This is a genomic window from Mucispirillum schaedleri ASF457 (assembly GCF_000487995.2).
In the GTDB taxonomy this organism is placed as follows: domain Bacteria; phylum Chrysiogenota; class Deferribacteres; order Deferribacterales; family Mucispirillaceae; genus Mucispirillum; species Mucispirillum schaedleri.
Window position 1 is genome coordinate 2,050,662 of the sequence record NZ_CP097562.1, and the last position, 15,737, is coordinate 2,066,398.

17 protein-coding genes are annotated in these 15,737 nt (G+C 29.9%); 5 read left to right on the forward strand and 12 right to left on the reverse strand.

Annotated features, from left to right (window positions below; genetic code table 11):
• Positions 1–454 precede the first annotated feature (454 nt).
• Positions 455–985 carry a nitroreductase family protein gene (locus N508_RS09570; RefSeq protein WP_023276856.1) on the reverse strand — a complete coding sequence of 177 codons (531 nt, stop codon included), beginning with the start codon at positions 983–985 and terminating at the stop codon, positions 455–457.
• Positions 986–1,332: 347 nt separating this feature from the next.
• Here N508_RS09570 and N508_RS09575 point away from each other — a divergent pair, with 347 nt between their 5' ends.
• The 4 genes from N508_RS09575 to N508_RS09590 all read left to right on the forward strand — a co-directional run bounded on the left by N508_RS09575 (position 1,333) and on the right by N508_RS09590 (position 5,146).
• Complete coding sequence (locus N508_RS09575; RefSeq protein WP_179077821.1) at positions 1,333–2,217, forward strand: IS30 family transposase; 885 nt, start codon at positions 1,333–1,335, stop codon at positions 2,215–2,217.
• A gap of 84 nt (positions 2,218–2,301) precedes the next feature.
• Positions 2,302–2,928 (forward strand): hypothetical protein, encoded by a 627-nt coding sequence (locus N508_RS09580; RefSeq protein ID WP_023276857.1) that lies wholly within the window; start codon positions 2,302–2,304, stop codon positions 2,926–2,928.
• A 179-nt stretch (positions 2,929–3,107) separates the two neighbouring features.
• Positions 3,108–3,980: a 5-bromo-4-chloroindolyl phosphate hydrolysis family protein gene (locus N508_RS09585; RefSeq protein ID WP_023276858.1), complete on the forward strand. Its 873-nt coding sequence runs from the start codon at positions 3,108–3,110 to the stop codon at positions 3,978–3,980.
• Between the two features lie 17 nt (positions 3,981–3,997).
• The gene (locus tag N508_RS09590; RefSeq protein ID WP_023276859.1) at positions 3,998–5,146 is read left to right on the forward strand and encodes a toxic anion resistance protein; all 1,149 of its coding nucleotides are present in this window, start codon (positions 3,998–4,000) and stop codon (positions 5,144–5,146) included.
• A gap of 477 nt (positions 5,147–5,623) precedes the next feature.
• On the opposite strand, the gene N508_RS09595 is transcribed toward N508_RS09590, so the two are convergent.
• The 11 genes from N508_RS09595 to N508_RS09645 form a co-directional block, all read right to left on the reverse strand.
• Complete coding sequence (locus N508_RS09595) at positions 5,624–6,520, reverse strand: IS3 family transposase (RefSeq protein ID WP_143815552.1); 897 nt, start codon at positions 6,518–6,520, stop codon at positions 5,624–5,626.
• Positions 6,451–7,008, reverse strand: coding sequence for a hypothetical protein (locus tag N508_RS09600; protein ID WP_023274985.1), 558 nt, complete (start codon positions 7,006–7,008; stop codon positions 6,451–6,453). Before N508_RS09600 ends, N508_RS09595 begins: the two co-directional genes overlap by 70 nt.
• 130 nt (positions 7,009–7,138) lie before the next feature.
• Positions 7,139–7,345, reverse strand: a complete 207-nt coding sequence (locus N508_RS09605; RefSeq protein ID WP_023276860.1) for a hypothetical protein — start codon at positions 7,343–7,345, stop codon at positions 7,139–7,141.
• Positions 7,346–7,353: 8 nt separating this feature from the next.
• Positions 7,354–7,617 (reverse strand): hypothetical protein, encoded by a 264-nt coding sequence (locus tag N508_RS09610; RefSeq protein WP_023276861.1) that lies wholly within the window; start codon positions 7,615–7,617, stop codon positions 7,354–7,356.
• Positions 7,610–8,200, reverse strand: a complete 591-nt coding sequence (mobA, locus tag N508_RS09615) for a molybdenum cofactor guanylyltransferase (protein ID WP_023276862.1) — start codon at positions 8,198–8,200, stop codon at positions 7,610–7,612. Before mobA ends, N508_RS09610 begins: the two co-directional genes overlap by 8 nt.
• A complete protein-coding gene (locus tag N508_RS09620) occupies positions 8,200–9,420 on the reverse strand; it encodes a molybdopterin molybdotransferase MoeA (RefSeq protein WP_023276863.1) in 1,221 nt (406 codons plus the stop codon). The genes mobA and N508_RS09620 overlap by 1 nt, the downstream gene beginning before the upstream one ends.
• Before the next feature lie 362 nt (positions 9,421–9,782).
• Positions 9,783–10,073: a hypothetical protein gene (locus N508_RS09625; protein ID WP_023276864.1), complete on the reverse strand. Its 291-nt coding sequence runs from the start codon at positions 10,071–10,073 to the stop codon at positions 9,783–9,785.
• A gap of 29 nt (positions 10,074–10,102) precedes the next feature.
• Positions 10,103–11,797, reverse strand: coding sequence for a fused response regulator/phosphatase (locus tag N508_RS09630; protein WP_023276865.1), 1,695 nt, complete (start codon positions 11,795–11,797; stop codon positions 10,103–10,105).
• A gap of 78 nt (positions 11,798–11,875) precedes the next feature.
• Positions 11,876–13,912, reverse strand: coding sequence for a methyl-accepting chemotaxis protein (locus N508_RS09635; RefSeq protein WP_023276866.1), 2,037 nt, complete (start codon positions 13,910–13,912; stop codon positions 11,876–11,878).
• Positions 13,913–14,167: 255 nt separating this feature from the next.
• Positions 14,168–14,509, reverse strand: coding sequence for an AzlD domain-containing protein (locus tag N508_RS09640; RefSeq protein ID WP_023276867.1), 342 nt, complete (start codon positions 14,507–14,509; stop codon positions 14,168–14,170).
• Positions 14,502–15,209 carry an AzlC family ABC transporter permease gene (locus N508_RS09645; protein WP_023276868.1) on the reverse strand — a complete coding sequence of 236 codons (708 nt, stop codon included), beginning with the start codon at positions 15,207–15,209 and terminating at the stop codon, positions 14,502–14,504. The genes N508_RS09640 and N508_RS09645 overlap by 8 nt, the downstream gene beginning before the upstream one ends.
• A gap of 252 nt (positions 15,210–15,461) precedes the next feature.
• Between N508_RS09645 and N508_RS09650 the strand changes: the two genes are divergently transcribed.
• Entirely contained in the window at positions 15,462–15,716 is a 255-nt protein-coding gene (locus tag N508_RS09650; protein WP_023276869.1) for a hypothetical protein, read from the forward strand.
• The last annotated feature ends 21 nt before the right edge of the window (positions 15,717–15,737 follow it).

A 15,737-nucleotide genomic window follows, 5' to 3' on the forward strand; every position in this document is an offset into this window, starting at 1 on the left:
AAGTTAGATTTTTCGCCTTTAAAAATCAGGCTCATAATGACATAATTGTAATAGTTTTTGGGTAAGTCCAATTTATTCTTCAGAGTTGCTACAGCACAATGTCTATTCTGAGCATAGCGAAGAATCTTAATTTATCCTTTATTAAAAAATATATTTATATATTTTTTAAACCACGCTATGCCGAAACAAGTTCGTCTATCGCTTACTTTCAGACGGCTCGTCCTGAGCCTGCTTCTATGTCTTGCTGAGCCAAGGGCTAAGCATCTAAAAAGCAGATAGTTTAAATATATCATATACTATTGCAATATATATAGTTCAGATTTTTCGCCTTTAAAAATCAGGCTCATAATGACTGATACTCAAAAATTTTTGGGTAAATCCAGAAATCTATTAAAAAACTTTTTAATAATATTAAATCTCTGTTTTATTATTTATTTAATAACTTCATATTTTATTAATATTTATTATAATGAATTTTTGAGCTGTCAAATCTGTCAATAAATTTATGCTTATCTTTAGAATAGCCTATTGCAATTACTGCAAATGGAGTAATATTTTCTGGCATATTAAAATGTTTTTTTAAACCCTGAATGCGTTTTTCATCTGGATATGTCCCTATCCAGACAGAACCAAGCCCAAGTTCTGCTGCCTGTAATAATATATTTTGAATAGATGCAGATAAATCCTGCGGATACCATGCAAGTCCATTTTCGCTCCTGTAAGTTGTTTTTTCATTGCCTAAAACAATTATTACAAGTGGAGCAAGTGATGCAAGCACATAGTGTCTATCAATTGGGGCAATGCTGTCTATTATTTCTTCATCATCAAGAACTAAAAATTCCCAAGGCTGTTTATTACATGCTGATGGTGCCTGCATAGCAGCACGAAGAAGTATATCTATTTTTTCCTGCTCAACTTTTTTTTCTTTAATAAATGAGCGGATAGAGCGGCGGGAAAAAATAGTGCTTTCATTAATATTTTTCATAAGTAACCCCTTTATATCTTTAATGGACTATTATCTATATTTTTAAATAAATTTCAAGATACAATTATTTGGTAAATTCTAAAAACGATTGCGAAAAAGTGAATAAATAAAAAAGTGGTTGTTAAAACTCTTTAAATAAAATAATATTTTTTAGCCAAAAAATAGAGTAAGAGAGGTAACAACCACAAATGGATACTACACCAAAAAATCGTAAAAATAAACACTTAAATGCATTTGAGTGTTATAAATTAGAAGGTCTGTTGAAATCCAAAGTTAGTGTGTTGGAAATAGCGTAGATATTATGCAGGTCTAAAAGCACGATATACCGAGAAATAAAGCGAGGGACAGTGGAATTTCTCAACAGTGACTTGAGTGTAAGGAAAGAATATAGTGCATACTATTCTCTAAATATAAGGCAAGGTTTAATGAGTAAAACAGGTAGGAAATTACAATATAACATTGAATATGGCTTATTAGACTATATACAGAGTAAGTTAGATGAGAAGTATTCCCCAGATGTTATATCTGGAGAGTTAAGGCATCAGTGTATATCAACAATAAGTACCCAAACAATATATAACTATATATCATTAGGACTATTAGAAAGTATAGAATATAGAAAATATACTAAACAATGTAAAAGTAATCCACGAACAGCCTATAATAATACACGCGGCAGAAGTATAGACGAACGACCATTTGAACTGAAAGAGCGACTATATGGCAATTGGGAGATGGATACAGTGGTGGGCAAACAAGGCAGTAAATCAGCCTTACTGGTGCTTACAGAACGAGTATCACGGTTTGAAATAATAATCAAATTAAGAAATAAAACACAGAAAAGTATAATAGCAGCATTAGATAAGTTAGAAAGAAAGTATAAAGATAAATTCAGCTTAATATTTAAGAGCATAACAGTAGATAATGGTGTAGAATTTTTAGATATGGCAGGTTTAGAAAAATCAGTGTATGATAAAGTATCTAAACGAACAACTATTTATTATGCTCACCCTTATTGCTCTTGGGAGAGGGGAAGTAATGAGAATAATAATAAACTTATAAGGAAATTTATTAAAAAGAAAACTGATATTAAAAACTTTTCAGCTGCTTATATTAAAAAAATACAAGACTGGATGAATAATTATCCTAGAAAATTATTTAATTATAAATCGGCTAATGATATATTTTATGAGAACTTAAACAACTGCTTAAAATGTTGCAATCGTTTTTAGATTTTACAAAGAAACAATTATTTATTATATTGTTTTGATTTTTTATAATTTATATGATATAAATATGCCAAGGAGTTATCATATATGAAATTTTTAGGATTTTCTCTATTTTTATTTTTTGGAATAGTTGCATTTGCTGCATTATTAGTTGCAGGCGTTATAAAAATAGTAACTCAGGCATTAAAAGATGCGGTATCTATATTTAAAGGTGATAAAAAATCACAAAAGAAAACTTATTATTATGGTGAAGGCTTTAAAAGAGAACATGAAGATGATAGTAATATAGTGATAGATGTTGAAATAGTTAAAGATAGTTTTCTGAAATCATATATTTCAGATATTAAAAAGGCAAATAAAAGTAGTAATGATGAAGAAATCAAAAATTTGCTCAGCAGTCTTATTGATGTGCTGCAAAGTATGGATAATTATATTGCAAACCATAGAGATAAAGAAGATGATATAAAAATAATGGCAGAATATTATATACCAGAAATGTTAAGCCATTTAAAAACATATCAGGAAATGTGCAGCAGTAAATTTAAAAGTAAACATGAAGAAGCTATAAAACATGAACTTATAGAAACTATTAAAATGATAACAGCTGCATTTTCTACAGTGCTTTCAGAATTTTATGATAATATGGCACTAAATACTTCGTCAAGTTTAGAAGCATTAAAAGCAAGTATCAAAATGAAAGGATATGTAAAATAAACAGAAGCAAGTCTATTTATATTCATATATAAAAATACAAGAAATCTTTAAAACTTGCATTAAAGCAAAAGTGTCTGCATAATAACTATTTTGGTGTATTCTAATTATTCTAATATTTGATTTTTTAAAAAAATTATGATAAAATTGTATATAATAAAACAAGTTAGTAGGGTGCACTGGTGTATAATATAGATGATGGAAGTTCTGCATTTGGCAGGCTTTCAAGTATGGCAGCAGTAATACAGATTTTTGCTGGATTTGCATTTATCATATTTTCAATAATTTCTTTTAACAACATTATTTTCCTTATTTTAGGAATTATTCCCGGTATTGTTCTGATTATTATCGGGTTTTTGATATTTGCCCGCTTTATCAGAGCTTTAAAATATTATAATATATATATGTCAGGTGCTTATTCTTTGCAGGATATTTCTGATATTTTAATGGATTCAAAAAGGAATATAAAAAAAGATATTGAAAAAATGGCTTCGCTTGGTATTATGCCTAATGCTCGGTTTGATTCCTATGATAATCTAGTATTTTCTAATGATATAAAAGAAGAAGATGTTATTGAAGTATCTGTTGATGAAAACAGCAGCGAAGAAGTGATACAGGAAATTTCTTCAATTAATCAGTGGAAAAAATATTTGGTAGAAATAAGCAGTGCTGAAAATGAGTTTAAATCGCAGGATATAGCTTTTAGTCTTTACAGGTTAGAAAAAATTTTAAGAAAAATATTAGAATATTTAGAAAAACACTGTGAAAAAGAAAAAGATGTTAAAAAACTTATGGACTTTCATCTTCCTTCTGCATTAAAATTAATATCATCATACAGAGAGCTGCAAAAATCAGGCTTAAATACTTTTAATATACAAAAAACAAAGGATGATATTGTTTCTGCATGCGATAAAATACATGAAGCATTCTGTGGTGTATTAGAAGATTTATATAATGATAAAGCAATAGATGTGTCAGCAGATATTCAGGTATTGAAAATGATGCTTGCAAGAGAAGGATTGTTAGATAGAGATACATTTAAAATAAAAAAATAAAATTTAAGGATAAAGCTATGGATAACAAAAAAGAAAATACACTTACAGAAGTAGAGCAGGCTGTTAAAAGTATTAATAAAGATATTGCTGCACAAACTTCGCAGCTTGCTCCTAAAATGGATATGGAACCATTAAATGATGAAGAATTAAAACAAATAGAAGATTATGCTGCTTCTATTGATATTCATAATACAAGCACAGTTATTTCATATGGTGCATCAGCTCAAAGAAAGGTTGCTGAATTTTCAGAATCAGCTCTTGGAAATGTTACAGCAAAAGATTTAGGTGCAGTAGGTGATGCTTTAACAAGTGTTATTACAGAATTAAAAGGCTTTGAAATAGATAAAGACGATAAGGGATTTTTCAGCTTTTTCAGACGCAGTGCTAAAAAAGGTGCAAATAAAGTAATGGCACTTAAAACAAGCTATGAAAAAGCAGAAGCAAATATTGAAAGAGTTGTGCAGGTTCTTGAAAAACATCAGGTTACATTGTTAAAAGATGTGGCTATGCTTGATAAACTTTATGAACTTAATAAAGGCTATTTTAGAGAGCTTACAATGTATATTGAAGCAGGCAAGAAAAAACTAGCATCTATTCAGGATAATGAACTGCATAATTTAAGAGCAAAAGCACAAGAATCAAAGCTGCCTGAAGATGCTCAGGCTGTTAAAGATTTACTTGACTTATACAGCAGGTTTGAAAAGAAAATCCATGATTTAGAGCTTACTAGAACAATATCTTTGCAAATGGGACCGCAAATAAGGCTTATTCAAAGCAATGATATTCAAATGAGTGAAAAAATACAGTCTACAATGGTAAATACTATCCCATTATGGAAAAGCCAGATGGTTTTAGCACTTGGCATAACTCATTCTCAGGATGCTGCAAAAGCTCATAGAGAAGTTACAGATATGACTAATAAACTGCTTACTCAAAATGCTGAAACTTTAAAAATGGCAACTATTGAAACTGCAAAAGAAGTGGAAAGGGGCATTGTTGATATAGAGACATTAAAAACAACTAATGCAAATCTTATATCCACGCTTGATGAAGTATTAAAAATACAAGAAGAAGGCAGACAGGGAAGAAAACAAGCAGAACTTGAATTAAACAAAATAGAAGAAGATTTAAAAAACAAACTGATGGGACTTGCTGATAAAAAATAATATCATTATGTTATTATGAGCAAATGTGAATAATCTAAATCGTTCAAATTAAGTAACTGTAAACTTTTGTAAACAATAACTGCAAGTAATTCAGATTTTGGACTTATTCAAAAAACTTAGATTACGGTCATACAATGAATATAGAAATAGTATGTATAGTTATTTAAATTTATACCATATAGATTTTTCGCTTTGCTCAAAATGACAATATGTAAATTATTATAATAGCTATATATAGTCCAACATAATAATTATGAGTATAAAACAACATATTCATGATAATAGATATTACGATTATGTCATACTAAGCTTTTAAGCGAAGTATCTAAATTTATCCTTGATTAAAAAATTCATGGGGAGTGTTTTTGCGATGCAAGGACTTTCCAAGCGAGTAGCTGTGGAATTAAAAGTTCATAGCTGGAAAGTATTTTTTAATATAAATTTATTAAGATACTGAACTTACCCAAAAATTTTGAACTAAGCCACTAAATAAATTTCTTTTTCCTGTAAAGGTGTAAGTCCATTAGCTTTTATTCTGTAATTATTATAGAAATCAATATATTTTTCAAGTTCATATTTAAACTGTTCTATATTTTTGAATTTGTTAATATAAACCAATTCACATTTTAAAGTAGCAAAGAAACTTTCCATAACAGCATTATCATAGCAGTTGCCACGCCTTGACATACTCTGCTCTATATTATTTTCCTTTAATAACTTTCTAAATTGATTAGCCTGATATAATATACCCTGGTCTGAATGTATCATTAACCCTGTTGTATCTTTTGTTTTATCTATTGCCTGTTTTAAATTATCTATTACCATTTCTTCATTATTATATTTGCTTACACTGTATGCTGTTATTTCTCTGTTATACAAATCCATTATTGCTGATAAATACACCTTTTCATTATTAATTTTTATCTCTGCCACATCTGTTACCCATTTTAAACATGGTCTCTCACTTGTAAAGGCTCTGTTTAATTTATTGCTGCATATATGACTTACTCTGCCTTGTTTATACCTTTTCTTAACCCTGATTAGTGATGAAATTTTTAGTTCTTTCATCAATTTATACACTGTCTTCCTGTCATAAGTATAACCCAGTTTCTCTAATACCTTTGATATTCTTGGATAACCATAAGTCTTGTTAGATTTTTCATATATTTCTAATATAGATGTCTTGACTTCTGCATATTTATCTAATGCAGCAGGCTTTTTAACATTATAATAGTAAGTGCTTCTTTTCATATTACTCACAGACAACAGGATATCCAAACTGTAATACAGCCTTAATGCAGTTATTATTTGTGCTTTTTCTGTTGAACTCTCTGTTCCTTTGACTGCATTAAGGCTTCCAGCTTTTTTAAATATGCATTCTCCGCTGACTTGTAATAAAGCTCTTTTTCAAGCTCTGATATTCTCTCTTTTAATTGTCTTACTTCTTCACTATCATCTGATTTAGTGAGTTTAATATCAGTAGAGTTTGAGTGTTTACTCTTTTTACTGTTCGGGATATTCTTATCTGACATATTATCTCCAATAAACTTACTGCAAAACTTATTCCAGTCATATATTACTGATGCTGATGGTATATTAAAATATAGTGCTGTCTGCTCATAACTTAAATTATTTGATGCCTTATAAGTTAACACATTTAATTTAAAATCTCTACTATATTCATTGCGGGTAAAGCTATGATGTAAACTTGATTCGCCTGAATGCTTATATCTGTTATAGATATTACATATTACTCCTTTATGAATTTTACAGCATCTTGATAATTCACTGGCACTCATTATTCCATTTTCTATGACTGTTACTAGATATTTCTTAAACTCATAGCTGTATTTTCTTGCCATATACACTCCTTATATGGCTAGTACAACTTTTTCGGGTAAGTTCATACTTCCGCCAAAGGCTCAGTATGACCAACAGCTTTCATACCAAATATCCATATAATATTAGCTTAAAAAATAGGTGTATGCAAAATTATTTATCAAGATTTTTTATTTCATCAGCCACTTTTTTTGTAGAATCTACAATAACTTTTTCTATGTTATTAAAAAAATCATTAATCATTTTATCAGTTTTTTCTTCCTGAGAAATAGTTTCATTATCACTTTTGTCATCTTCTGCATAAACTGTGCCTGCAAAAGCTATAAAAATTATTAATATAATTACTGTAATTTTTTTCATAAAGTTTCCTATTTATTTAATTGTTCTTTTATGTCTTTTTCTACCTGCTGTATGGTTTTATCAGCTGCACTTTCTGTCTGTTTCAATGATTTTTCAACTGCTCTATCAGCTTTTTTTAATGCATCTTCTACAACCTGCTCTGCCTGATTTACTGCATTATTTACTATCTCATCAACAGAAATACCATACACTTTAAAATACACTGTCCTAATTACAAAAGCCAATAAAGATAAAAGTATTAATGCTGTTATAATTTTTAATATTTTACTCATTTTCTACATCCAGTTTATTTAAGTCTTCTTGAAAATTAATATTTGTAAATATTTTCCTTTTAAACCCAGCAGCAAAAATATCATCTTCACATATATACTTTATATTAAATTTTTCCAGACTTTTTATTATTTTATAGTTTTTATTTTTATAGTCATAAATCATAGCCTGCAATACATCTCTTTTATAAAAACTCATCAATGTATAACTTTTGCCATTTATTACAGGTATTACTCCGTCACAATCTTTAAAGCGAATATATAAAAACTTTATAAACTCCCATGTAATAAGTGGTGCATCTGCACTAACTGCAAAAATATCATCATGCTTTGCTTCTTCTGCTGCTTTAATTAAGCCGCTCATAGGGCAGATTTCTTCTAAATCGTCCTGAATATACCGCACATTCTCTAAAAAAGGCTTATATTTTTCTGCATCTTTTGAGATATGCATAACATCACAGCTTACTTTTAAGCCTGTTTCAAGACCATATATATATAAAGGTTTTTCTTTATATAATGCTTTTGTCTTATCACTTCCAAACCGCTTAGCTTTGCCACCACTTAGCATGGCATAAGATATATCCATTAACCAAGCACCTGCTCTGCATTAAATACATAAGCATATATTTCTGTTCCTGCTTTTAGTGTTCCCACCATTTCATTTGTAAATTTTGCATAAGCATTTGCAGCAACAAGGGATTGTATAATATGGGAATCCTGAGTAGTAAAAGGATATGCTTTCATTACTCCATTTTCTATTTTAAGCTGCACTCTGTCAAACTGAACTCTGCCTTTTTTCTTAAAAACATCTTCTGCTAAAATAACTTTTACAGGCTTGTTTCTATGTTCTTTTAAACCCATCATTTTTAAAAGTGCAGGTTTTGTATAATAAAAATTGCAAAACATTGCACTAACAGGGTTGCCTGGACATGCAAATACTGGTGTATGCCCCATAAAACCAAATGCCATGTGCTGACCTGGTTTTTGGTTAATTTTATTAAAATGCCATTTTATACCAAGCTGGTCTGCAATTAAATTCATATAGTCAAAATCACCTGCACTAATTCCTGCTGATGTAACAATCATATCAAAATTTTTCAAGGATTTAAATGTATCAAGCAGTGCCTGTTTATCATCAGGGACAACACCTATATATGAAACTTCTGCTCCAAGCTGCTGAAAAAAGATTTTTGCCATCTGGCTGTTAGAATCAAATATCATATCAGGATTATCCTGCATTGCAGGGTCTGCAATTTCATTACCTGTAGATATTAATGCAATTCTTGGCTTTCTATATACTGCTGTATAAAATATACCTGCTGAAACATATCTGCCTATATGATATGCAGTAAATCTTTCACCTGTTCTTTCTATAACACTGCCATCTTTTAAATCTTCTCCTTTATAGCGGACACAAAAGCCATTTTTTACCTGCTGAGAAATATTTACAATTTCTTTGCCATTATCTGTAAGTTCATGCTGGATAACACTGTCTGCTCCACAGGGCAAAAATGCACCAGTCATTATTCTATAACATTCCCCATTATTAATAGAAAGCCCTGCAACATTATCCCCTGCTGCAATAACCCCTTTTACTTTTAAAGATGCACTGCCATTTGCTGTATCTTCTGCTTTTATTGCATAACCATCCATTGCAGATGTATCAAAAGGCGGTAAATTTCTTCTTGAAACCACGCTTTCTGCACTAATTCTATTAACTGCATCAAAAATAGATACTCTTTCTGTGCTGATTGGCTCTATATGTTTTAAAATAATCTCAACTGCATCATCTGCTTCTAATATCATTTTCTACTCCATTACTATCTTACTAGTGTATAATGTATCATTTTACAATAAAAAAGGCAATTCATTAATTTTAATCTATTGAAAGCTTTGCTGTTTCTGCATATGTCTCTGCTGTATATGAGATTTAAAATTAATGTAGTGTGAAAGCTGCAGGCTTTACTAAGTGAATAAATCCAATTTATGTGATAAATTGCAGTTAAAATTGTTTGCCTTTTAGGACAATATTAATTTTTATAGATTAAGTTATTTACTTTTATCATATATAATAGTTGTTACTTATAAAAAATAAAGCCTGCTTATATGCAGGCTTAAATAAGTAGAAAAAAGTAATAAGAGAAATAAAATACAAACTCTAATTACAATTAATATTTCTTAACTTTAAATGTTTCAATTAAATTTAAATCTTCAAGCAGACTGTAAAGTCTATCATCTTTTACATATACATGAATAGATACTTTATCTTGAAAGATAACCTTAATAAAAAAACCAATAACAGAAGATGTCATAGAAAAACTTTCTGGAGTTTTAACAATAATACTTTTTGCACCTGACTGCACAAGTGCATTAACATTATCTTTAATAGACTGATAATCACTAGTGTTTTTTATATTACCAGTAATGACTATTTCTGAACCTTGTCTTTGTATTTCCATACTATACCTCATAAAAAAATTTTATTTTTCTATTTAATTTTTATACCTATAAATATTTCTCTTCTATCCTCAGAAAAAAAGAAAATATCTGTATAATAGTCTATTATCTTGATACCACGACCATTAAATTTAGTAGTATCTCCAATAGCATTTTTGAATACTGTTTCTGGGTATCCTGCACCCTCATCACGAATACCTACGATAATGTATTTGCTTTCATTATCATTACAATATACATACCTGATAGTTATCATCTTATCATTATTTTTTTCTTTTTTCAAGAGTTCTTCTTCATAATCGCCATTTTTTATTAATTCATGCTTAATAGCAAATGTAATTGCAAGATTTCCATGTTCATAAGCATTCATAATACATTCAGACAGTGCTGTAAAAAATGAATCATGTCTATCTACATCTATACCGCAGTCAACCATTTCCTGACGAATAGTTTCTGATGCCTCATCAAGTTTATCATACTTTGTAGGGAAATAATAAACTTTTTCTTTTATTATATTTGTAAATGGTCGTCTAATAAAAAATAAAGTTACATCATCATAAAAATCATCTAAATAAGTATAAGCATTATTGAAAAAAGATTTAAGAAATGGTGACTGTGAAAAATTTTCATTTAAGTAAGCAGAGTATAATACACCATCTTTTGTTTCTGATTCTACAATGCCGTCTGTAAATAATGCAACTTTTGAAACATTTGATAAATCAACAGAATCAATAGCAATATCAACAACATAAGGCATAATTGGCAGGTTATTAGATGGTAATTTTTCTATGCTGCCTGTTGTTGTTTGAAGAAGAATTCGTGGCATTGAAAATGATGCATATTGAAGTTTATTTTCTTTAAAATCAAAATAAGCAAATATTGCACATAATACTTCATCTTCTACAAGATTTTCCCGCATAAAAGATACACACTGCTCCGCAATAAACCTGATTTCTTCTTCACTAGAAATACATTTATTGCTGTCATGCTGCTTTATTATATAGTTAGTAAGCGAAACAGATACTAATGATGTAATAGCAGCAGAAACACCTTTTCCCATAGCATCTGCAATAAATATAACTACATTGCCATTATCAAGAGTTCTGCATGTATAAGTATCGCCGCTTACAATATCCAAACTTTTATAAAAAACTTCTACCTGCCAACCGTTATAAGTAACAGGATTATCCCCATCATGAAAATACTTTTTAAACATATCATTACGCATAATATGCAGCTCTTTTCTTAATGTTGCATCATGCTGTATAGTGTTATACATATCTTTATATTTTAAAAGCTCTAATTCCTTCTCTCTGCTTTTATTAAGCAGATGCTCTAATACAACAGATTCTACAGTATTATTTATAGCATTTCTAAGAAGTTTAAACTGTATTGGTTTAGATACAAATTGAGTAATACCTACATTAATTGCTTCAATAAGAAACTGCATATCCACATAGCCGGTAATTAATATGAATGGCACTTTTGATTTTATTTGCAGTATTTTTCTAGCAAACTCAATACCATTAAGTCCTGGCAAAAGATAGTCTGTCAAGATTAAATCAAAATTACTATTTTGCTTAAATATTTCTAATGCTTCTTCTGCAGAAGTTACAGATAAAAACTGATTAAACTTTGGTGCAAATCTTTTCTCAACAAGCTGAATAATATCAACTTCATCTTCTACATATAATACATTAAGGCTTTTTAAAAAACTTTCATCCATGACAGTTCCAAATTATTGGTAGTAATAAGACTGTGCTGAAAAGAATATCAGCACAGCTGTAAAAAATTATTTTATGAATTATACTTGGAATTTACCTAATACTTTATTAAGTTCCCCAGCTTTAAATGCTAAGTGTTCAGAAACCTGACTTACATTTTCACTAGCAACTTTGTTATTTGAAGACAAATCAACAAGTGTATGAGCACCCTCAATTAAATCTTTAACTTTTACTGCAATATAAGATGTTTTCTTAACAACATCACTTGATACTTCAGTAGAATTTGTAAGGCGGATAACTGCCTCATTACCTTCTTCAATAAGTTTGCCTGCACTGTTTGCAACTTCTCTTATGCCATCAGATGACTTTTCCACAAGGTTATATGTTTCATCAACACTTTGGATAACCATTTTTGCCATTTTATTAATGCTGTCAAGAGAGTCTTGTGTTCTTTCAGCAAGTTTTCTTACTTCATCTGCAACAACGGCAAAGCCTTTGCCATGTTCACCTGCTCTTGCTGCTTCAATAGATGCATTAAGTGCAAGCAGGTTTGTTTGGTCTGCAATTTCAGAAATAATAGTTAAAACAGTAGTAATCTCTCTTACTCTGTCAGTAACTTCATTCATTTTGTCAGACACAATTTTTTGCTGTTCATTCTCTTCATTAACACTTGCCACAAGTATATTTAAACTTTCTACAAAGCTGTTAAATATTTTGCGTGTTTCTTCTAAATCTTCAGTAGTGCTTATTGCTTTTTCTTCTGTAACATCAAGATTTTTACCAATATCTGAAATCAAGTCTTCAGTATTAGATACAAGCTGCATTTGCTCTGAAATAGTGCTTGAAAGCTCATAAGATGTAGAAGAAAGTTCTTCTGAAGCAGAAGATGTTTCTGTAGAAGCATCAATTGCAACAACTATTGTCTGTTGAATTTTTTCTATAAATTTATCAACATATCCTGCTGACCTGCCAAATTCATCTATACTTGTAAAATTTAAACGAGTTCTTAAGTTACCGTCACCTTCAGATAAATCTTTTAACACATCAGCTAAATGTTTTACTGGTTTAATAACATTTACAGCAAAAAGCATCATAATAATGATTGTAGATATAATAAATGCTAATATAAATACTGAAAGCAGCTGTATTGCAACTCCGCTTGCTTTATTAACAATAGCAAATATATTTTCTGCAGGTGTTGCCAGATATAATGTTCCCACATAATCGCCACTGGTTATAGATCTGTCTGATGATGTTGAAGTAAACATATTAAAATTTACTGGCATAAAAAAGTGGTCTGCTGCTAAAAGAGTAACTGTATCTTTATTAAGTCCATAAGCCTTAATAACATCTAAAAGTTTAATGTCTATATCATCACTATTAATCACTAATCCATCATTATAATAAAGGCTGCCTTTAACATTTTTAGCATAAGAATTAAATTTTGGAGAAAGGTTCAGCATATATATAAAGCCATTTGACTTGACAAAATTATCTACTGTATCTCTTAAATCTTCCACCATTTGCAATGCACCTATCATTTCGCCATTTTTCACAATAGGGGCTAATGCTCTTAAAATTATACCTTGTTTGTCATAGTCAATAGTAGATACAAAGCCACTTTTAGCTGATATTTTTCTAAAAGCCCAGCTGTCAGATACATTTTCACCAACTGCCTGAGATATTACACCATCTGCATTTTTCTCTGATGTGGAAGCAACTATTACACCATTTTTATTAATTACCTGTATTCTAGTAGTTGTCCCCTTTGCTTCTTTATTAGTCATTCTCAATACTTCATTAATAACATTATCTTTTTGATTATTAATTAACTGTTGAAGAGCCGCATTATCACCATTTTCAATGGCATCAGCTATTAAAGTATCTTTTGATAAACTTGCAGTTCCAACTAAAAGAACAGTTTTTCTCATATCTATGAATGTTGTAAGCCTTGATTTAATAAGATGAACTTCGTTTTCTATAGTCTGCTGTTTTAATCCATCAATACCAATAACAGCAACCAAAACTACTATTATAAGAGACACTATAATTACCACAATTTGAGGAATAAGAACTTTTGAAGCAACACTTCTTCTATATCTTTCTAATAAAGCCATTTTACCTACCTTTTAAAAATCATTATCATTCAATTATTCTTGATTAATAACATATTTTTATATATTATGCAATAGGCTTTTTATTACTGGAATATCCATACTTTTCACTGGTAAAATTAAAATAATAAAATAAAAGTTTAAAACCATAGAAAAATATGTAAAATATGCAGTGAACTCATTAATATTTTCAAAAAATATATACAAACTAACTTAATGCTGTTTTTATTTATTTAAAAAACAGGGGATGCAGGCTTTTTAAAAAAAATACCTGATAACAGCCAGCAGTGATATGCCAAAAATAATAACTGCAAACAAATTTTTAATAAAAATACCAAATAAAAATGTAAATATCCCTGCTACAAGAAACAAATTATCTAAAGAAATAAATAACTTTTTACTTTCACCATCTATTAAAAGTGCAGGAATAAGAAGTGCTGCCAGCACAGCAATAGGAACATAACCCATCCATTCAACAATAGATGAGTTTAACTTTTTACCTTTTAATATCACAAATGGCAGTTCTCGTGAAAAATATGTTACTGCTGCCATTCCTATAATAATCATATAAACATATTCAAGTGGATTATTGCTAAGCATAATTCATCATCCTTCCTGTATAATATCCTGCAAATGCACCAGCCACTGCACCTGCAACAACCCCAATATAGACCATATCAAAAAGAGCAAAAGCTGTTGCAGCTATCCCGCCAGTAATCAGTGCTGCAAATTGAGCAGTATTCACAAGACGGGGAAGAATTAATGCAATAAATAAAGCATACAGTGTAAAATCAAGACCAAATTTTGAGCTGTCAGGAATAAGGCTTGCTGATATTCCACCAATAGTGTTGCTTATAACCCATGAAGAATGGGAAAATATATTTAATGTGAATGCCGTAACAGTTGAAACATTGTTTCTGCTCATAAAGCTTGAATGCATGGCAAATACTTCATCTGTTATTTGTGCTGCAAAAAGCGACTGCTTTAAAAAGCTCCATTTAGATATGTATGGATATAGAACTGATGTATATAAAATATGGCGGGAATTAACTATAAATGTTGTAATAATAATAGATAACGGTGATGCACCTGCTGCAATCATCCCACCTGCAATATACTGACCTGCTCCAGCATAAACAAGAAGCGACATAAGAAATATCTGCATAACACTCATACCTGCTTCTGCACATACTATACCGCATGCAAACCCTAATGGCAGATAGCCTGCACCAATTGGAACAAACAGTCTTATTCCATCTACAAAATCCTTGTATTTTACATACAATTTTTTCTGCTCCATAACTATCTCTATTACTCTATTTTATATTGTGCTGTATAACATCTTATACAGTAATAATCAATAAAATTTTAGATTTATCCAAAAATTTTATATTACAGTCATACGGTTTTCACACTATAAGTCATTTTGAGCCTGATTTTTACAGGCGAAAAATCTAAACTATATATATTGCAGTATTGTATAATGTATTTAGAGTATCTGTTTTTTTGAACTTACCCAAAAAAAGTTGTACTAGCCATATAAGGAATGTATATGGCAAGAAAATACAGTTATGAGTTTAAGAAATATCTAGTAACAATATTAGAAAGCGGTATAATGAGTGCCAGTGAATTATCAAGACGCTGTAAAATCCATAAAGGAGTGATATGTAATATCTATAACAGATATAAGCATTCAGGCGAATCAAGTTTACATCATAGCTTTACCCGCAATGAATATAGTAGAGCATTTAAATTAAATAAAGTGATATTGAGCCTGCTTTTGTGTCATACTGAGCTTGAAATATAGCGAAGTATCTAAAAAAGCAGA